Source organism: Tenacibaculum finnmarkense genomovar ulcerans, assembly GCF_900239495.1.
In the GTDB taxonomy this organism is placed as follows: Bacteria; Bacteroidota; Bacteroidia; order Flavobacteriales; family Flavobacteriaceae; genus Polaribacter; species Polaribacter ulcerans.
This window is the reverse complement of sequence record NZ_OENE01000007.1, coordinates 121930-142622: the sequence shown is the minus strand read 5'-3', so window position 1 is coordinate 142622 and position 20693 is coordinate 121930. Positions and strand designations below refer to the sequence as shown.

At 30.8% G+C, this 20693-nt stretch carries 18 protein-coding genes; 16 read left to right on the top strand and 2 right to left on the bottom strand.

Going from position 1 to position 20693, the window contains the following annotated elements:
• Positions 1-26 precede the first annotated feature (26 nt).
• Positions 27-479: a nucleoside deaminase gene (locus DPIF8902391_RS03100; RefSeq protein ID WP_058886105.1), complete on the bottom strand. Its 453-nt coding sequence runs from the start codon at positions 477-479 to the stop codon at positions 27-29.
• A gap of 90 nt (positions 480-569) precedes the next feature.
• Between DPIF8902391_RS03100 and DPIF8902391_RS03095 the strand changes: the two genes are divergently transcribed.
• Entirely contained in the window at positions 570-1349 is a 780-nt protein-coding gene (locus tag DPIF8902391_RS03095) for a UDP-2,3-diacylglucosamine diphosphatase (RefSeq protein ID WP_172505012.1), read from the top strand.
• A 79-nt stretch (positions 1350-1428) separates the two neighbouring features.
• On the opposite strand, the gene DPIF8902391_RS03090 is transcribed toward DPIF8902391_RS03095, so the two are convergent.
• On the bottom strand, positions 1429-3996 hold the full coding sequence (locus DPIF8902391_RS03090) for a TonB-dependent receptor (RefSeq protein ID WP_172505011.1): 2568 nt from the start codon (positions 3994-3996) through the stop codon (positions 1429-1431).
• A 264-nt stretch (positions 3997-4260) separates the two neighbouring features.
• On the opposite strand from DPIF8902391_RS03090, the gene DPIF8902391_RS03085 reads away from it, so the two are divergent.
• The 15 genes from DPIF8902391_RS03085 to DPIF8902391_RS03015 all read left to right on the top strand — a co-directional run bounded on the left by DPIF8902391_RS03085 (position 4261) and on the right by DPIF8902391_RS03015 (position 20682).
• Positions 4261-5250, top strand: coding sequence for an AAA family ATPase (locus DPIF8902391_RS03085; protein ID WP_058886107.1), 990 nt, complete (start codon positions 4261-4263; stop codon positions 5248-5250).
• 8 nt (positions 5251-5258) lie between these two features.
• Positions 5259-6122: a DUF58 domain-containing protein gene (locus DPIF8902391_RS03080; RefSeq protein ID WP_058886108.1), complete on the top strand. Its 864-nt coding sequence runs from the start codon at positions 5259-5261 to the stop codon at positions 6120-6122.
• Positions 6123-6154: 32 nt separating this feature from the next.
• Positions 6155-7084: a hypothetical protein gene (locus tag DPIF8902391_RS03075; RefSeq protein WP_172505010.1), complete on the top strand. Its 930-nt coding sequence runs from the start codon at positions 6155-6157 to the stop codon at positions 7082-7084.
• Entirely contained in the window at positions 7071-8078 is a 1008-nt protein-coding gene (locus DPIF8902391_RS03070; protein WP_058886110.1) for a vWA domain-containing protein, read from the top strand. Before DPIF8902391_RS03075 ends, DPIF8902391_RS03070 begins: the two co-directional genes overlap by 14 nt.
• 2 nt (positions 8079-8080) lie before the next feature.
• Entirely contained in the window at positions 8081-9124 is a 1044-nt protein-coding gene (locus DPIF8902391_RS03065) for a vWA domain-containing protein (protein WP_058886111.1), read from the top strand.
• A gap of 17 nt (positions 9125-9141) precedes the next feature.
• Positions 9142-10008, top strand: a complete 867-nt coding sequence (locus DPIF8902391_RS03060; protein WP_172505009.1) for a tetratricopeptide repeat protein — start codon at positions 9142-9144, stop codon at positions 10006-10008.
• 49 nt (positions 10009-10057) lie between these two features.
• Positions 10058-11821 (top strand): BatD family protein, encoded by a 1764-nt coding sequence (locus tag DPIF8902391_RS03055; protein WP_172505008.1) that lies wholly within the window; start codon positions 10058-10060, stop codon positions 11819-11821.
• Positions 11821-12585, top strand: a complete 765-nt coding sequence (locus DPIF8902391_RS03050) for a tetratricopeptide repeat protein (RefSeq protein ID WP_172505007.1) — start codon at positions 11821-11823, stop codon at positions 12583-12585. Before DPIF8902391_RS03055 ends, DPIF8902391_RS03050 begins: the two co-directional genes overlap by 1 nt.
• A gap of 67 nt (positions 12586-12652) precedes the next feature.
• Positions 12653-12949, top strand: a complete 297-nt coding sequence (locus DPIF8902391_RS03045) for a hypothetical protein (protein WP_083501107.1) — start codon at positions 12653-12655, stop codon at positions 12947-12949.
• Between the two features lie 81 nt (positions 12950-13030).
• Positions 13031-14614 (top strand): SulP family inorganic anion transporter, encoded by a 1584-nt coding sequence (locus DPIF8902391_RS03040; RefSeq protein WP_172505006.1) that lies wholly within the window; start codon positions 13031-13033, stop codon positions 14612-14614.
• 199 nt (positions 14615-14813) lie between these two features.
• Positions 14814-15449 (top strand): carbonic anhydrase family protein, encoded by a 636-nt coding sequence (locus tag DPIF8902391_RS03035; protein WP_058886117.1) that lies wholly within the window; start codon positions 14814-14816, stop codon positions 15447-15449.
• A 116-nt stretch (positions 15450-15565) separates the two neighbouring features.
• A complete protein-coding gene (locus DPIF8902391_RS03030; protein WP_058886118.1) occupies positions 15566-16492 on the top strand; it encodes a bifunctional riboflavin kinase/FAD synthetase in 927 nt (308 codons plus the stop codon).
• Between the two features lie 303 nt (positions 16493-16795).
• Positions 16796-17050 (top strand): helix-turn-helix domain-containing protein, encoded by a 255-nt coding sequence (locus DPIF8902391_RS12585; protein ID WP_145993606.1) that lies wholly within the window; start codon positions 16796-16798, stop codon positions 17048-17050.
• 67 nt (positions 17051-17117) lie between these two features.
• On the top strand, positions 17118-18392 hold the full coding sequence (gene serS / locus DPIF8902391_RS03020) for a serine--tRNA ligase (RefSeq protein ID WP_172505005.1): 1275 nt from the start codon (positions 17118-17120) through the stop codon (positions 18390-18392).
• Between the two features lie 502 nt (positions 18393-18894).
• Positions 18895-20682, top strand: coding sequence for a tetratricopeptide repeat protein (locus tag DPIF8902391_RS03015; RefSeq protein WP_172505004.1), 1788 nt, complete (start codon positions 18895-18897; stop codon positions 20680-20682).
• The last annotated feature ends 11 nt before the right edge of the window (positions 20683-20693 follow it).

The following is a 20693-nucleotide window of genomic DNA, read 5'->3' as shown; positions in this document are numbered from 1 at the left end:
ATCCGTGAAATTCGCGTCTCAACCCACTAATTCAAATTTCGTTTTTCAGCAAAAAATTTCTTCAATAAAAAACCACATTCCTCCTCTAAAACCCCCGATATAACTTTAGTTTTAGGATGCAACTTGGTTTGTAACACAGAAAAACCTAATTTCGGCTCACTAGCGCCGTACACAATTTTCCCGATTTGTGCCCAATAACTTGCACCCGCACACATCTGACAAGGCTCTAAAGTAACATACAAAATACATTCTTTTAAATATTTTCCGCCTAAAAAATCAGACGCAGCCGTAAAAGCCTGCATTTCTGCATGCGCTGTTACATCGGTTAACATTTCGGTTAAATTATGCGCTCGGGCAATTATTTTATCTTTAAAAACAATAACAGCACCCACAGGAACCTCGCCTTTATCGAAAGCTGTTTGAGCCTGTTCTAAAGCTTTTTTCATAAAATAAGTATCGTCAAAAGGATTTATTTTCATGATATTCTACTGATGTTAAAGCGTTATTTATTAATCATTTTATTCAACAAAAGTACCTCAAATTAGTTATTTTTACCAAAAATTACACCTTTGATTACAATTACGACTACTCCAAATAAAAAAATCTATTTTGCTTCCGATCAGCATTTAGGTGCGCCAACAGCCGAAAAAAGTTTCCTAAGAGAACAAAAATTTCTAGGTTGGCTAAACCAAGTAAAAGACGATGCTGAAGCTATTTTTTTATTAGGCGATTTATTTGATTTCTGGTTTGAATATAAAACCGTAGTTCCCAAAGGATTTGTACGTATTTTAGGGAAACTTGCCGAAATTAAAGACAGCGGAATTCCTATTTATTTCTTTGTAGGAAATCATGATTTATGGATGGTCGATTATTTTGAAAAAGAATTAAATATTCCTGTATATCATAAACCACAAGTTTTTAAGATCAACCAAAAAACAGTTTTTATAGGGCATGGCGATGGTTTAGGACCTCACGACAAAGGCTACAAACGAATGAAAAAAGTATTTACTTTTCCGATGTTTAAATTTATGTTTAAATGGTTGCATCCTGATATTGGCGTTCGTATTGGGCAATATATGTCGGTTAAAAATAAAATGATTTCTGGCGATGATGATGCCAAATTTTTAGGAGAAGATAAAGAATGGCTAGTGCAATATTGCAAGCGTAAGCTTGAAACAAAACACTACGATTATTTTATTTTTGGGCATAGACATCTTCCGTTAGAAATTGATGTATCTAAAAAAGCATCCGAAGAAAAAAGCATTTATATAAATACCGGTGATTGGGTGAAATATTTTACTTATGCTGTTTTTGAAAACGATACACTATCGTTAAAAGAATATACATAAAAATATCATAAATTATAAAAAAAGCACCTTTAAAAAAGGTGCTTTTTACATATATATAAAATCTTAATTTAAATACGTTTTAAAATTTAAAAGTTACGCCTGCTTTAAAAATTGTTCCACTAAAGCCAAACTGATTTACCTCCCAAGGATATTTAAAACGACCACCTAAATCGGTTACTACATCGCCTTTTGTATCAATAGTATCTGGGTACACATTGAATAAATTATTCACTTGTGCTGTAAATGAAATTAGCTCTGAAAGTTCATATCCTAAAGATATATCGGTTAAAACTTTACCGCCAAAGGTTTGATCTTTTTGATCATCCGAAGCATGTTGCCAAATTACTTCGCCAAAATAAGTGTTGTTTATATTGGCATTAAATTTATCGCGTTTATAATTTGTACCAAAAGAAATTTTGGTATTTGGTCGGGCGCTAATAATTCTTGACTGCTCCTTTCTATTAAAAATAGCGTTTTTATAATTTGATAATTTAGTAGGCGTTTTTACCTCGCCTTCTAACTTGGTTTTATTCACGTTTAAAGCTAAATTTAAGGCTAGTTTTCCTGAAGCAAAATCAATGTTTTTATAACGCATGGTGTAATCAAAACCTGAAGTTTTCGTAGATGCCGCATTGATAAAAAATTTGATACTCGTTACCTTATTTTCATCTAATACTTTTTGCACGGCTGCATTTGGCATTCCGTTGTCATCTTTCCCACCAATTTCTCCTGAAAAAACAACTCTATCGGCTACTTTAACATTGTAATAATCTAACGAAATTGTAAAATCATTCGATGCTTTTACCGTTAAACCTGCCGAAATACTTTTAGATGTTTCTGCAAATAAAGAGGCAACGCCTAATCCTTTAATTACCGAACTTACATTGTTAAATGTTCCTTGATTTGAAATTTTTCCATCAGAAATTAAGGTTTGTACATTACTTAAATATACTTGGTGTAATGAGGGCGCTCTAAATCCTGTTCCGTAAGATGCTCGTAAAACTGTTGCAGATCCTAATTTATATCTTGAATTAATTTTCCAAGAAGTGTTTCCGCCAAAATCTGAATATTCTTCATAACGAGCAGCTCCTCCTATTAAAAAATTATCAGTAATATCCCAATCTAATGTGGTGTATCCGCCGATATTTGTTCTTGTTTTACTTAAAGCATTGCTTGGTTGTAATCCTGGAAAAGATTGTGCACCACTTTTATAATAAGAAGCTTCTTCTCCTTTAATAACATCAAATTGTTCTTGACGACCTTCAAATCCGAAACCAATACTTACAGCTCCAAAAGAACGACTTAGATCAAAGTTTCCAATAATATTGCTAAAAGCATAGGCTCCTGCATCAAAAGAAGTAGGGCTTTTCGCTCCTAAATCAACATTAATGGTATTTCCGATAGTGTAATCTACAGAATTTTTACCGTAACTAGCACTTGCATCGGCATTGAATTCGCCTAACATAAATTTACTTCCTGCGGTAACTAAAACATCTTGAATTCCTGTTTCAAAGGTAGGTTGAAAACCGCTGTATATTTTTCCTTTTGGTGTTAATAAACCAAAATCGTTGGTAATCCAATATGGCGGACGATACAATGCAAAACTTGTTCCTTGCCTAGCGTTAAAACCTCCAAAAGCATATAATTTGGTGTTTTCATCTAAAGGATATTCAGCATTTAAAAAAATTGCCGCTTTTTTCATTTCTGCCTGTCCGATAGTCATTCCTAAAGCAGGATTGTCTTTTGTCCATTGATTATCTACGCCAAATAAATCATCCTTTGATGGCTCGCCAGCTCTGTTTGTTTTATCTTGATAACTCAAGTCAAGAGAGGCATTTAAAAAACCTCCTTCACCAAAGGTAAGCGTATGATTCGCTGATGCCGAAACATTTGCTCCATCGCCTTGGCTAGTAATTCCTGAAGTAACATTTACCTGTGTAAAATCGATGTTTTTCTTTAAAATAATATTGATAACTCCTGCAACAGCATCCGACCCGTATTGTGCCGATGCACCGTCACGCAATACCTCTACTCGTTCAATCGCTGCGGTTGGAATACTTTTCATATCCACACCAACTTCACCTTTACCAGGTGTATCGTTTACATAGACTAAAGCACTTTGGTTTTTACGTTTTCCGTTTACTAAAACCAAGGTTCTACTAGGTCCTAAACCTCTTAAATCGGCTGGGTCAAAATGTGCTGTTCCATCTGAAACCGTTTGGCTACTCGCATTGTATGAAGGTATTGCATACATTAACATTTTATCAATATTTGTTTGCCCTGTTGCTTGTAATTCGCCTACGCTAACATTATCGATTGGTACAGCAGAATCTAAAATTGTTCGTGGTTTTGATCGGTTTCCTGTTAAAATAATTTCATTTAAAACATTTCCTTCTTTTAAAACAACTGTTATGTAGGTGTTTTTAGTAATTTGTTTGGTTAATGTGGTAAATCCTACGGATGAAAAAACCAACGTAACAGGCATTTTTTCAACATCTAACGAAAAGTCTCCTTGTTCGTTAGTGCTTACTCCGTTTACAGTATGTTGTTTTAAAACACTAACAAAAGGAATTCCTGAGCCGCTTTGATCAACTACCTTTCCCTTAATTGTTTGTGCTAATATTGAGCTTATTGTAGTTAATGTCATCAATAAAAAACAGCTGATAATTTGTGTTTTCCGTGTTCTTAAATGGTGGTTTAACATAGTTTTATTATTTTTCTTAAAAAAGTTAATTTTTTCACAATAATAACCTATTTAACTAAAAATAACTATAAAAAATTAATTTTATAATCATTATTGTATCAATAGTATAATGGCAGTATAGTTTTTAGCTTTAACCATATTTTAACAGCTATTATTTCCTTATTATTGTAGCTTTGTTTCATAAATTATAATAATATTTCAATTACTATGGATGTAGATGTAAGAGCTATTAATGAAAAAGTCGAAAAAGAAAGTGCTTTTGTTGCTATTTTAACCAATGAAATGAATAAAGTCATTGTTGGGCAAAAACATATGATTGAACGCTTACTTATTGGGCTTCTTGGTAACGGGCATATTTTATTAGAAGGAGTGCCTGGTTTGGCAAAAACACTTGCTATTAATACTTTATCAAAAGCGGTACAAGGTAGTTTTAGTCGTATTCAGTTTACGCCCGATTTATTACCTGCCGATATTGTAGGAACCATGATTTACAACGTAAAACAAAATGAGTTTACCATTAAAAAAGGACCTATTTTTGCCAATTTTGTTTTAGCTGATGAAATTAACCGTGCGCCTGCTAAAGTACAATCTGCATTATTAGAAGCAATGCAAGAACGTCAAATTACTATTGGTGATGAAACTTTTAAGTTACAAGAACCATTTTTAGTAATGGCAACGCAAAATCCGGTAGAACAAGAAGGAACTTATACACTTCCTGAAGCTCAGATTGACCGTTTTATGTTAAAAACAGTTATTGATTATCCAAAAATTGAAGACGAACAAATTATTATGCGTCAAAATTTAAACGGAAGTTTTGGTACGGTAAATCCTGTAATTTCTGTAGATGATATTTTAAGAGCTCGTAAGGTTGCAAACGAGGTTTATATGGATGAAAAAATTGAAAAATATATTTTAGATATTATTTTTGCAACTCGTTATCCTGAAAAATATAATTTAGAAAGATTAAAACCCTTAATTAGCTTTGGAGCTTCGCCTCGTGGAAGTATTAACTTAGCAAAAGCTGCAAAATGTTACGCTTTTATTAAACAAAGAGGCTATGTAATTCCTGAAGATGTTCGTGCAATTGTACACGATGTATTACGTCACAGAGTTGGAATTACCTATGAAGCAGAAGCTGAAAATATTACCTCTATGGATATTATTGATGCTATAATTAATGAAGTACAAGTGCCTTAATAAAAAATATGGACACCAAAGAATTACTAAAAAAAGTTCGTAAAATAGAAATAAAGACACGCAGGTTGTCTAACCATATTTTTGGCGGAGAATACCACTCTACTTTTAAAGGGCGTGGTATGACTTTTTCTGAAGTACGCCAATATCAATATGGTGATGATATTAGAGCGATTGATTGGAATGTAACCGCGCGTTATAATGAAGCTCATATTAAAGTTTTTGAAGAAGAACGAGAGCTAACCATGATGTTACTTGTTGATATTTCTGGTTCGGAATTTTTTGGTACTTCTAATCAATTTAAAAAAGATACCATTACCGAAATTGCCGCGACATTGGCTTTTTCGGCTACCAAAAATAATGATAATGTTGGTTTGATTTTATTTTCTGATAAAATGGAACTTTATATTCCTCCAAAAAAAGGAAAAAGTCATGTATTGCGTATTATTCGTGAATTGATTGAATTTAAACCAAAAAGCAAACAGACCAATATTACCGAAGGTTTAAAGTTTTTATCAAGCATCACCAAAAAGAAAGCCATTGTTTTTGTGCTTTCTGATTTTATGGACGATGCCTATCAGCACACCTTAAAATTAGTTAGTAAAAAACACGATGTAACGGGTATTCGAATCTTTGACAAGCACGAGCAAGAAATTCCTAGCCTAGGAATGGTACCGATGACCGATGCTGAAACTGGCGAAACATTTTTAGTAAATACAAGCGCCAAATCGGTTCGAAATCAATACAAAGAAAACGCCTTGCAATTAGCCAATTATTTTGAATCCTCTTTTAAGAAAAGCGGTGCAGGAACTATTAATATTCAGGTAGATCAAAGCTACGTGAAAAAATTATTAGGCTATTTTAAACGAAAATAATCATTGCCTATTTTAAATTGACAGCATAAAAAATGAGAGCTACATTATTTTACATATTCTTACTGATATATTGCATTGGTTTTGCACAATCAGATAATATATCAAACAAAATACAGGTTGAAATTGATACTGCTAGTATTCGTATTGGTGAACAGTTTCAATATAAAATTTCGGTAAATGAAACTCAAAATGTTATCATCCCTAGTTTAAAAAATTTAAAAGGATTAGAAATTGTTGATTCTTTAAAAATTGAAAAACTAAATAATAAACTAGTTAAAAAATATACTTTAACAGGTTTTGATAGTGGCGCTTTTTACATTCCACAACAACAAATTTTCATTAAAAATCAAGCTTATTTAACCGATAGCTTGCTTGTAAATGTAAGCACAGCTAGTATTGATATTAAAAAAGCTCAAAAATTTGGTATCAAAGGAATCAAAACCGAAGGCTACCAATACAATGATTTTGAACAGTATTTTTGGTGGGTAGTAGCATTACTTATTTTAATCGGAGCACTACTCTATTATTTTAGTGTCAGAAAGAAAAAAGAAATTAAAGAAGAAATTATTGTTCCATTATTACCTCCGTATGAAGAAGCTATCGAAAAATTACAAGCTTTAGATAAAAAATTATTATGGCAAAATAATCAAACAAAAAAATACTATAGCGAACTGACAAATATTGTTAGAGGTTATATTGAAAGAGAACTAAAGTTACCTGCTCTCGAAATTACAACCGATGAATTAATAGCTATTTTAAACGATTTTAACAATATAAAATCAATTGAAACAGATAAAGAAACCATCTATAAATTAAAAAAGTTATTACAAGAATCGGATTTAGTAAAGTTTGCAAAATCGAAACCGATGGATTATCAAATTGAACAAGATCGTAAAGATGCTAAAAATATCATCGATAATTTAAAACCTAAAAAAGAAACAATAGAAGATGAAGTGGAATAACTTTGAGTTTCATAGTCCTGAATTTTTATGGTTGCTAATATTGATACCTTTATTAGCTTTCTGGAATTTCTATTCTAGAAAAAAAGACAGCGCACAATTAACCATTTCGAGTGTGAAAGGGTTTAAAATAAATGGTGGAATTTTACCAAAACTAAAACCGTTTTTATACTTATTTCGATTAATCGCTTTGGCGTGTTTAATAGTTGCTTTGGCAAGACCTAGAAATGTAGCGGTTAGTAAAAAAACAAAATCGAATAAAGGAATTGATATTGTGATGGCAATTGATGTATCGGCAAGTATGTTGGCGAAAGACTTAAAACCAAATCGATTAGAAGCACTGAAAAAAGTAGCTGTTGATTTTGTGAATCAAAGACCAAATGACAGAATTGGAATTGTTGTTTATGCAGGTGAAAGTTTTACTCAAACACCAATTACTAGCGATAAATCGATTGTAAAAAGAACCATTTCTCAAATTAAATGGGGTCAGTTAGATGGCGGAACAGCTATTGGTATGGGCTTAGGTTCTGCTGTAAATAGACTAAAAGAAAGCAAAGCCAAAAGTAAAGTGATTATTCTTTTAACCGATGGTGTAAATAATGCTGGTTTTGTAGATCCGAAAACAGCAACCGAACTAGCAAAAGGAAACGGAATTAAAGTATATACAATCGGTATTGGTACAAACGGAATGGCACCTTTTCCTTGGGCAAAAGATCCTAGAACTGGAAAAATTTCTTTTAGAAATCAACAAGTAGAAATAGACGAAAAGTTATTAAAACATATCGCAAAACAAACAGATGGTAAATACTTTAGAGCAACCGACAACTCTAAATTAAAAGCCATTTATAGCGAAATTAATACCCTTGAAAAAACAAAAATAGAAGAATTCAAATATTATAATTACACCGAAAATTACCGATTATTGGTATGTATTGCAGGTATCTTTTTAGTATTAGAATTTTTATTGAAAAACACAGTATTTAAAAGTTTTATATAAACATGTTATACCGATTAGAAGAACCGATATATTTTTGGCTATTTGCAATTATTCCGATATTAATTGTTGTTTTCTTATTTGTTTTATGGTGGAAAAAACGCACTCAAAAAAAGTTTACTAACGCTAAAATGTTAGCTAAAATTGCACCAAATTCATCTACTTTTAAATCGGTTTTAAAATTGATTTTCTTCTTAATAGGAATTTCTTTTTTAATTATTTCGTTGGTAAATCCTAAAATGGGAACCAAACTGAAAACCGTAAAAAGAGAAGGTGTCGATGTTGTTTTTGCTTTGGATGTTTCTAAAAGTATGCTAGCAGAAGATATTGCTCCAAACAGGTTAGAGAAAGCAAAACAAATCATTTCAAAAACTATTGATAAATTAGGAAGCGATAGAGTTGGTATTATTATTTATGCAGGAAATGCCTATCCGTTATTACCAATTACTACCGATCATGCGGCGGCTAAAATGTTTTTACAAAATGCCAACCCCGATATGGTTTCAAGCCAAGGAACAGCAATTAATGAAGCCTTAAATTTAGCTAAAACCTATTATAATAATGATGAACAAACGAATCGTTTTTTAATTGTTATTTCTGATGGAGAAGATCATCAAGATCAAACAAAAGAACTAGCTCAGAATATTTCAAAAGAAGGCGTAAAAGTATATAGCATTGGTGTTGGAACAGAAAAAGGAGCGCCAATTCCGATAAAAAGAAACGGCGCACTAGTTGGTTATAAAAAAGATCATCAAGGGCAGACGGTTATCACCAAAAGAAAATCGGATGTTTTACAAGATATTGCTGAAGCTTCTCAAGGAAAATATATCGATGGAAATAAAACGTCAAATCCTGTAAATGCTATCGAAAAAATTATAACGAATGCTCAAAAAAGTGAATTTGAAACCAAACAATTTTCTGATTATAAAGATCAGTTTCAATGGTTTTTAGGAATTGGTTTACTATTTTTAATTATCGATTTATTTTTCTTCGAAAGAAAAACAAAATGGGTTAAAAAAGCAGATTTGTTTAACGAAAAAGAGTCGTAACGGCTATTTTATAGAAAATGAAACATTCAAAAAATATACTATTCTTATTATTTATACTGATAACAATACAGATATCAGCACAAATAGACACGTTAAAATTACAACGAGAATCAAGGGCTTTGTTACGTAAAGGAAACAAGCTTTACAATAAGCAAAAGTTTGATGATGCTAGTATTTTATACCGTAAAGCATTAGATAAAAATAGTACTTACGATAAAGCAAGTTATAATTTTGGTAACACTTTATATCAGCAAAAAAAATATAAAGAAGCCGTAGAACAATTTGAACTTACCGCTAAAACTGCTACCGATAAATTATCAAAAGCAGCCGCATATCATAATATAGGAAATGCGTTGCTAGAACAAAAACAGTATCAACCTGCGGTGGATGCTTATAAAAATGCGTTGCGTAAAAATCCGAAGGATAATGAAACACGTTATAATCTTGCTATTGCTCAAAAGAAATTAAAGAAAGAACAGCAAGACAAGAAAAATAACAAGGATAACAAGGATAAGGATAACAAAGACAATAAAGATAAGAAGGACGACAAAGAAAATAAAGACAAGGATAAAAAAGATAAAGACAAAAAAGGCGACGATAAAGATAAAAAGGATAACAAAGAAGACGATAAAAATAAAGAGAAAGACAAAGACAAAGACAAAGACAAAGACAAGAAAAAAGAAGGCGACGATCAGAATAATCAAAAGAAGAAAGACGATCAGAAAAAAGACGACCAAAAACCACAGCCTAAACAGGCAAAAATGTCGCCTGAGCAAATGAAACAGTTGTTGGAAAGCTTAAACAACGAGGAGAAGAAGACTCAAAAGAAAATGAATGTGAAAAAATCGAAAGGAAAAAAAGTAAAACAAGAAAAAGATTGGTAATTTTCCAACTTTTAAAACCTTACTAATTTTTACGTTTTTGAAAATGAATATGAAATTAAAACTATATATCGCTTTATTAAGCTGTTTTATAACATTTGCTATTAATGCGCAAGAATCAGCATTAAAAACAAGCGTTAGCAAAAATAAATTAGGCATTAACCAACGATTACGTATAGAATTTATCATTAGCCAACAAGGTGCCGATAACTTTACACCACCTAACTTTAAAAACTTTAAAGTTGTTGGAGGACCTAGCCAATCGGTTAGTCAATCTTGGATAAATGGTAAATCATCCTTTAAAAAATCATACAGCTATATTATTGAACCCAAAGCTAAGGGGACATACAATATTCCTGCTGCAACAATAGAAATAGACGGGAAAATAGTAAGGTCAAATATTGTGAAAATTACTGTTTTAGGACCTGTAGAGACTCCTAAAGACCCTAACGACCCTAATTATATTGCACAACAAAATATTCATTTGGTAGCGCAAATTTCAAATTCTCAACCTTATGTTGGTGAAGGTATTTATGTTGAATACCGATTATATTTTAGTGAAAATATCGGTATTTATGACCATGCTGTTACCAAGAATCCACAATATAATGGGTTTTGGAATCAAGAAATTAAAATAAATGAAACACCCGTGCAAATAGGCACCTATAATGGTGAGCGTTACCGATATGCCGTTATGCACAAAGCCTTGCTTGTGCCTACTAGAGATGGAAAACTAACCCTAAATCCTATGAAAATGGATATTGTGGTGGCGGTTCCTACGGGTCGTGCCGATTTTTTTGGAAATTCCATGACAAAACAAGTTCGTAAAGAATTTTATTCGGCTAAAAAAATAGTGAATGCGAAACCCTTACCTCTTGAAAATAAACCTGAAAATTTTACAGGTGCCGTTGGTAAATTTAATTTTAATGTTTCCTTAAATAAAAACAGCTTAAAGGCAAATGAGTCTTCTTTGCTAAAAGTAGCTGTTCGTGGACAGGGGAATTTAAAATTATTTGAACTTCCTAAAATAGAAACGCCTAAAGAACTTGAAATTTATCAACCTGAAAGAAAAGAAAATGTTAGCATTACTTCAGCAGGTTTAAAAGGAGAAGTTGCCGATATTTATACCGTAGTGCCTGAGTATAAAGGAAAATACAAAATTCCGAAAACGAGTTTTTCTTATTTTAATCCGAAGGAAAAAGCCTATAAAACCATTATTACTGATGATTTATTTGTAGCTATTTTAGAAGGAAAAACATTACCTGCTACCAAAACTTCGGGCGATTTAAATAAAAAACCCGTTGAAATTACTGGTGATGATTTTAAATATATTCAAACTTCAACAAATTTTAAACCTTTAAAAAGCACCGATTTTTTTAAATCTATTTGGTTTTATGTATTGTTGTTATTACCAGTTTTAGCCATTCCTGTTAGCATTTTTATCGCTAAGAAAAAACAAGAACGAAATGGTGATATTGTAGGAAATAAACAACGAAAGGCAGATAAATTAGCTAAAAAATATTTATCGGAAGCAAAGAAAGAATTAGGTAAAAAAGAAGCTTTTTATGAAGCTTTAGAAAGAGCGTTACACAATTATTTAAAAGCAAAACTACAGATAGAAACAACGGATATTAGTAGTGAAAAAATTACCGATTTACTTCAAGAGAAAAAGGTTGATAAGGCTACTATTAAAAGCTTTATAACTGTTTTATCCGATTGTGATTTTGCACGATATACGCCAATTACAAATCTGCAAATGACCGAAGAATACCAAAAAGCAACACAAATTATTACTCAATTAGACAAGCAATTATAATGAGAAAATGTATTGTATTACTAGTGTTTTTAATACCGAATATTTTATTAGCACAAACTGCGGATCAATTATTTGAAAACGCCAATTCTTTATACAAAGAAGGTAAATATATTGATGCTATTAAAGTTTATAAACAGCTTGAAAGCAGTAAAAATGTCGTTTGTTCTGAAGTGTATTTTAATTTAGCGAACGCCTATCATAAGTTGCATAAAGTAGCGCCTGCTATTTATAATTATGAAAAAGCACTTCAATTAAACCCATTAAATAGCGATGCTCAGAATAATTTAAACATCGCAAAGCGTTTAACTTTAGACAGAATTGAAGAATTACCGCTTACTTTTTTACAAAGGATAAATTACAATGTATTACAAAAATTCACCTATAACACCTGGGCTATTTTTGTAGTTATACTATCTTTTTTAGCGAGTATTTTATTTGTTTTGTACTATTTTTCATACACTCCAAGCAAAAAAAGGGTGTTTTTTGCAACTAGCACAACCTCTTTTTTACTGTTAATAATTACTTTAAGTATTACCTATTTTCAATATAATCAATCAAAAAACAAGATTGAAGCGATTGTTTTTTCAGAAAAAATGGCAGTAAAAAATGCGCCTACAAATGATGCCGATAGACTATTCACACTACACCAAGGCACAAAGGTTTTGGTTATTGATACTGTTGATAATTGGAATAAAATAAAATTATCTGACGGAAAAACAGGATGGGTTATTAGCGGCTCTATTAAGTTGTTACATAATTATTAGCTATAATTTAACTCATAAATTAAAAAACCTTTCTTATTTTTGTATCTCTTAAATTAAACTTAATCAGTTGAAAGTAAAAATTGCACTTTTTTTCTCTATCTTATTTATGAGCATGATTGCTGCACCTACAATTATAACTTTAATTGATAGCAGCCAAGATGTTACCATTTTTTTAGACTTAAACGAAGAGGAAGAAGAAAGCACTGTAGAGGAAACCTCTAAAGAGTTAAAACTGTATCAAACCGCTGATTTAAATTTATTTTTCAGAAAAACTCAAAAAATAGAAATCGTAATTTTTCATTCTAAAAATTATGTTTCCCAATACTTAAAGACCACCACTCCTCCACCAAAGTTTGCTATTTAATTTCTAAGCAGTACAAAAAAATTATTTATTATTAAAAACAACTCTAAGTTTATAAAGCTTAGAGGCAAATTACTTATATATATGTTCAAATATATTAAAAACGATTTACCAGCAAGTGTAGTCGTATTTTTCGTTGCATTACCTTTGTGTTTAGGTATTGCGTTAGCTAGTGGTGCACCCTTATTTTCTGGTTTAATTGCAGGTATAATTGGTGGTGTTGTTGTAGGAGCTTTAAGTGGCTCTAAAATTGGAGTTAGTGGTCCGGCAGCAGGTTTAGCAGCTATTGTATTAACCGCTATTGGTACTTTAGGTGGCTACGAAAACTTTTTAGTTGCCGTAGTTTTAGGAGGAGTTATTCAGGTGATTTTTGGTTTTTTAAAGGCTGGAATTATTGGGTATTATTTTCCTTCATCAGTAATTAAAGGGATGTTAACAGGTATTGGTATTATTATTATTTTAAAACAAATTCCTCACTTTTTTGGCTATGATGCCGAACCTGAAGGGGCCGATAGTTTTATAGAGGCTTCTGGTGAAAACACCTTTTCTGCTATTTTAAATATTGTTGATAATATTAACCTAGGTGCTACAATTATTGGGTTTATTGGTTTGGCAATATTATTACTATGGAGTACTGTTTTATCTAAAAAAGGAAAAATATTTCAAATAATACAAGGTCCTTTAGTGGCGGTTGTTGCAGGTATTGTGTATTATTTTATTACAATTCAAAATACTAAATATGGTATAAACCCAGCACATTTAGTAAGCGTACCAGTGCCTGATAGTTTAGATTCTTTTTTAGGGCAGTTTAGCTTTCCTAATTTTAGCGCTATTACAAACCCACAAGTTTGGGTTACCGCTTTTACCATTGCTTTAGTAGCAAGTTTAGAAACATTATTATGTGTGGAGGCTTCAGATAAAATAGACCCAGATAAAAATGTAACACCAACAAATAGAGAATTATTGGCACAAGGAACAGGGAATATTATTTCGGGGCTTATTGGTGGTTTGCCAATTACACAGGTTATTGTAAGAAGTTCTGCAAATATTCAATCAGGAGGAAAAACAAAGTTAGCGACAATAATTCATGGATTTTTATTATTAATTTCAGTACTTTTAATTCCTACTTTATTAAATAAAATTCCACTATCTGTTTTAGCAGCAATTTTATTAGTTGTAGGATATAACTTAGCAAAACCTAAAGTATTTAAAGAAATATTTCAACTAGGATGGAAACAATGGGTACCTTTTACAGTAACAGTAGTTGGTATTGTATTTGCCGATTTATTAGTAGGTATCGCCCTAGGATTAATGGTAGGAATTGTGGTTATTTTAATTAAAAGTTTTCAAAACTCACACTTTTTACATATTGAAGATAAAAGTAATGGTAAGCACAAAATTAAAATGACACTTGCCGAAGAAGTTACTTTTTTTAACAAAGGAGCTATTTTAAAAGAACTAGACAGCTTACCTAAAGAAACTTTTTTAGAATTAGATGTTAGAAAAACACGATATTTAGATAATGATATCATCGAAATTTTAGAAGATTTTGCTTTTAAAGCCAAAGAAAGAAATATAGATATTCAATTAATATCAGAAAGAGGTATTGTAAATAATCCGCCGAGTTATATTGAGTTTTTTAATTTAAGAACTAAAAAATCAGCATAATTATATTTCATAAAAATTAAATTAAAAACTATATTTAACCGTTGCTTGTTACCTGGTTAACAACAAGTAAAATATAGCAGAAAACAAATTAATATTATTCTTAATTTCATCTACTAAAAACATCTTTTCAATTTAATTGAAACCGTTATAAACTAGATGAAATACGATATAAAACATCACTTTAAAAAGTAAAAAAATTATGCCACACAGAAATAAAGCACTAACAAAAGACGCTCAAGACAAATTAACACCAATGATTGTGTTACAAGATTTTATCGAAGGAAATTCACGTTTTATTAGAGATGAAGTTCACACTATAGACCATAAAGCCTTAATTACTCAAACAACAGATGGTCAGCATCCAAAAGCAATTGTACTTTCATGTATTGACTCAAGAGTACCTGTTGAATTAATTTTTGATCAAACTATTGGCGATGTTTTTGTAGCTAGAGTTGCAGGGAATTTTGAAAATACTGATATTTTAGGAAGCATGGAATATTCATGTAAAGTAGCAGGAAGTAAGTTAATTTTTGTGCTAGGTCATGAAAGTTGCGGAGCAATTAAAGCAGCCTGCGATCACGTAGAATTAGGAAATATTACATCTATGTTAAGTAATATTCAACCAGCTGTAAAAAAATCAGAAAAAGAAATTACTGGTGATCATAATTCATCAAACACCGAATTTGTTAATAAAACCATTGAAAACAACGTAAGTTTAACAATTCAACGAATCAGAGAAAAGAGCCCTATTTTAAATGAAATGGAGCAAGCTGGTGAAATTAAAATTGTAGGAGGAGTTTACCATATTAGCAGCGGAAAAGTAAGTATGTTGTAATATTAATACCCACTATTAAAAAAGCCGAGACTCCTATCTCGGCTTTTTTAGTTAATAAAATTTAATCAACCTTTTAAAGCTCTTTTACAAATTGTATTTTTACAAAAAATTTTATCTTGAAAATTATCCATTCCATTTTTGATTTTAAATCAACGCAAAAAACAATTGTAACTATTGGAACTTTTGATGGCGTACATATAGGACATCAAAAAATAATTAGAGAATTGGTTGCCGAAGCAAAAGTATCTGGTAAAAAATCGGTGCTTTTAACTTTTTTTCCGCATCCTAGAATGGTATTGCAAAAAGATGTTACTATTAAATTGATAAATACCATAGATGAACGTGCTGTATATCTTGAAAAATTAGGCTTAGACTATTTAATTATTCACCCTTTTAGCAAAGAATTTTCAAGACTTACCGCCCTAGATTTTGTACGTACAATTTTGGTAAATCAATTTAATACTTCAAAATTAATTATTGGTTACGACCATCATTTTGGTAAAAATAGAGAAGGAAATATAGCCCAATTAACAGAATATTCTCATTTATATAATTTTACTGTTGAAGAAATTCCGGCGCAAGATATTGACCAAGTTTCGGTAAGCTCTACAAAAATCAGAAAAAACCTTGCAGACGGACACTTAAAAACAGCCAATAATTATTTAGGAACGCCGTTTTCTTTATCAGGAAAAGTAGTTAAAGGAAAACAGCTGGGCAGAAAAATAGGCTTTCCTACAGCAAATATTGAAATTCCTGAATCTTATAAATTAATTCCTAAAACAGGCGTATATATTGTAAAATCAACTATTGAAAACAAGAGTATTTTTGGAATGATGAACATTGGAAACAGACCAACAGTTAACGGAAAAAACCAAAGTATTGAAGTACATTTCTTTGATTTTAAAGCCGATTTATATCATCAAAATATTACTGTAGAATTATTGTATTTTTTAAGAAATGAGCAAAAATTTGATTCTTTAAACGATTTGGTTATCCAACTTGAAAAGGATAAAGATATTAGTTTAGAGTATTTAAAAAAATAAGCTTGAGAAATTACGCCAAAAGCTAAATTAATAATAACGCCCCTCCCAAAACATCTGAATTAAAAACAACTTTTAAGCGTAACCTCTTGAAAACCCCAAAAAACCTATTTAACAAAAGATTAAACCTATATTAGATTTCCCTTAAAACAAAAAGTTGCGTCAAGAGCTAAATTTTAATACACCCCCTTCTTGATATAAAAAAGATAACTCTTAAATACAACTCTTATTAGGTTATTTTTTACTGATACAAAATTAAAGCATTCATATTAAAGTAAAATGACATAGTTGTCATTTTACTTTAATATGTTTTTTAGAATTTTATGTGAAAAAATGATACTCTCCAAAGAAGAGATAATCCTAAAAAAAATGGTGCTTTGTCTTAAAATATTACGCAGTAAAAATGGAATTAGTTCTAATGATTTTTATATTGATACAGGCATTCATTTAGCTAGAATTGAACAAGGAAGAACTAATATAACAATACTCACACTCGAAAAAATATGCGACTACTTCAATATAACCATGTTAGATTTTTTTATCATGCTAGAACAAATTTAGCTTCAAAAACAGGTTGTTTAAGTGTACGGCTTCTTATATCTTAGCAGTTCTTAAAAAAAACAAAAAGATGTTACAGGTTCAGTTTATTAGAGACAACAAACAAGTTGTTTTAGACGGTTTAGCAAAACGTAATTTTGCCAATGCCGAAACAATTATTAATCAAGTATTAACTTTTGATGAAACTCGTAGAGCTACACAGGTTTCTTTAGATAATGTATTAGCTGAATCAAACAAAATATCCAAAGAAATTGGTGGTTTTTTTAAAGTAGGCGAAATTCAAAAAGCCAATTTATTAAAAGAAAAAACAGGGCAGTTAAAAGAAGATTCAAAACAATTTACAGAAGATTTAAATAGCATTTCTGATAAATTACAAGAATTATTATATCAAATTCCGAATATTCCTCACTCCTCTGTAAAAGCAGGAAAAAGTGAAGAAGACAACGAGAAAATTTTTAGCGAAGGAATTATTCCTGATTTAGGCGAAAACGCTTTACCTCATTGGGAATTAGCTAAAAAATATGATATTATCGATTTTGAATTAGGTACAAAAATTACCGGTGCAGGTTTTCCTGTTTACAAAGGAAAAGGGGCTCGTTTACAACGTGCTTTAATCAACTATTTTTTAGATAAAAATACCCAAGCTGGCTATAAAGAAGTTCAAGTTCCTCATTTAGTTAACGAAGCTTCAGGAATTGCAACAGGGCAATTACCAGATAAAGAAGGGCAAATGTATCATTCAACAATCGATGATTTATATTTAATTCCAACTGGTGAAGTGCCAATTACCAATATCCACAGAAATGATTTACTAAAAGAAACCGATTTACCAATTAAATACACAGGTTATACGCCTTGTTTCCGTAGAGAAGCTGGTAGTTATGGCGCACACGTTCGTGGGTTGAATCGTTTACATCAGTTTGATAAAGTAGAAATTGTTCGCATTGAACACCCTGATAATTCGTACCATGTTTTAAGCGAAATGGTTGAACATATTAAAGATATTTTACGCGATTTAAAATTACCATATCGTATTTTACGTTTATGTGGTGGCGATACTGGTTTTACATCGGCTTTAACTTTCGATTTCGAATTATATTCAACAGCTCAAGAGCGTTGGTTAGAAATTAGTTCGGCTTCAAATTTTGAAACATATCAAGCAAATCGTTTAAAATTACGTTTTAAAAATAAAGACGGAAAAAGTCAATTAGTACATACTTTAAACGGAAGTTCTTTAGCTTTACCTAGAGTTTTAGCGGGTATTTTAGAAAATTATCAAACAGCTAACGGAATTAAAATCCCTGATGCCTTAGTTCCTTATTGTGGTTTTGATATGATCGATTAATCATTAAAAAACATACTTTTATAAAATAGTAAACCCCAAGTTTCTTTGTTGAAAACTTGGGGTTTTTAAATGCCTTTAGAGCTTGTTTAAATTTTATTACAAAAATTTACAAATAACCTGTCAGTTCGAGTGATTTTTTTTCCTTCAAAAAAATTGTATCGAGAACTTTTTAGCATCAAAAATAAAATTCTCGATACAATTTTAATTCCTTCTAGTCATTAAAATCACTCGAATTGACAAAATTGTGACAAATCAGGATGTAAAACTGAAATAAAATATCTTTAACAAATTCAGTTTTTTAGTTATAAAATTTTTTTGAAGCAATTTCCCGCTTTCCGCACTCGCTTTTTTTATTTTTCAAAAGAAAAAAATAAAAAAGAGCTCAAACAAATGCGTCAATCGGGGCTAGGCATTTGTACTATTTTGAAAATTTTACACAAAAAACAGCAAAATTTAAAACACAAATCATAATTACAACAATTTTGTTCTGTATTTTTGATTGATGAAAAAAGCCGTTATTCTATTTAATATACTCATTTTTAGCTTGTTTTGTAATGTGCAATTACATGCCCAACAAAATGAATTTATAGTCGCTGAAAATTATTTCAGAAATAACGACTACCAAAAAGCAGTACATCTTTATAAAAAATTACACAATAAAAGCCCCTACAATAGCCTGTATTTAAAAAGGCTTGTAACCAGTTATCAAGAAACAAATCAATTTTTAGTTGCTGATGCTCTTTTATCTGAAAGAATAAAAGAAAAACCAAATTTGGTGTTTTTAAACATCATAAAAGGCTATAATTTTGAACGACAACAAAAGGATATTCAAGCAAATAAAGAATATCAAATCGCCTTAAATTCTTTAGATAAAAAAAGAAATTACGGAGCCACAATTGCCCGACTTTTTAAAGAATATAATAAGTTAGATTTTGCCATTGAAGCCTACACAAAAATTATAACAAATAATCCGAAAGCAAATTATGGCTTTCAACTTGCCCAACTTTATGGCGAAAAAGGGAATTTCAAAAAAATGTTCGATTCCTACGTTAGTTTAGTCGATAAAGATGAAAAATACTTAAATAATGTAAAACGTTATACCAGTAAATACATTAATGAAAACCCTGAAAATGAAAACAATATATTGTTCAAAAAAGCCTTGTTGCGAAAAGCGGTAAGCAATCCAAAAAATTGTTGGAACGACTTACTTTCTTGGTTATTTATTACGCAAAAACAGTATTCTAAAGCGCTAATTCAACAAAAAGCATTGGTAGCTAGAAACCCTGATTATTTAAATAAAATACATCAATTAGGCGAAATTTCGTTAGAAAACAAAGACTATGAAACCGCTAAAAATTGCTTTGACTTTATCATTGAAAAAACAAATTATCCGACCGATAAATTTAAGGCAATCAATAATAATTTAAAAATAGCTATTCGTACAAAACAAGCCAATATTCCTGAAAAATTTCAAGCTATTTTTAATGAATACGGCATCAATAAAAATACCTTTGAACTTCAAATAGCCTATGCTAATTATTTAACATTTACAGAAAACACTCCTGAAAAAGCAATTGAAGTTCTGCAAAAAGTGTTAACTTTTGCCAATTCTAAATTTGAAAAAGCCGCCGTAAAACTCAAACTTGGCGAAGTTTTAGTGTACACCAACAATTTTAACAAGGCTTTAATTTACTTTTCGCAAGTACAAACTCAATTTAAAAATCATTTTTTGGGGCAAGAAGCTCGTTTTAAAGTAGCGCAAACATCCTATTTTAAAAACGATTTTACCTGGGCAAAAGCACAATTAAAAATTTTAAAAGGTTCGGCAACACAATTAATTGCCAACGATGCAGCAAATTTATTTTTAACAATTACTGATAATCAGCCAAAAGACAGCGTTTCTACAGGCTTAAAACAATATGCAAAAGCCGATTTATTAGCATTTCAAAATAAAGATACACAAGCAATTAGTATTTTAACAAACCTTATTACAAACTACAAAGGGCAACCTATTCAAGACGAAGCCTTGTTTAAACAGGCGGGACTTTTTATCAAACAGCAAAAATATGAAGCGGCTATTTTTAATTACAATAAAATAATTGCTTTAGATAAAAACGGCATTTATGTTGACGATGTATATTATCAAATGGCTGAATTATATCGCACGAAATTAAATAACCCTGAAAAGGCAAAAAAACACTATCAAAAGATTATTTTTGACCACGCTTCTAGCATCTATTTAATAGACGCTCGAAAGCAGTTTAGACAACTAAGAAAAGATCAATTATAATTTAAGAAAAT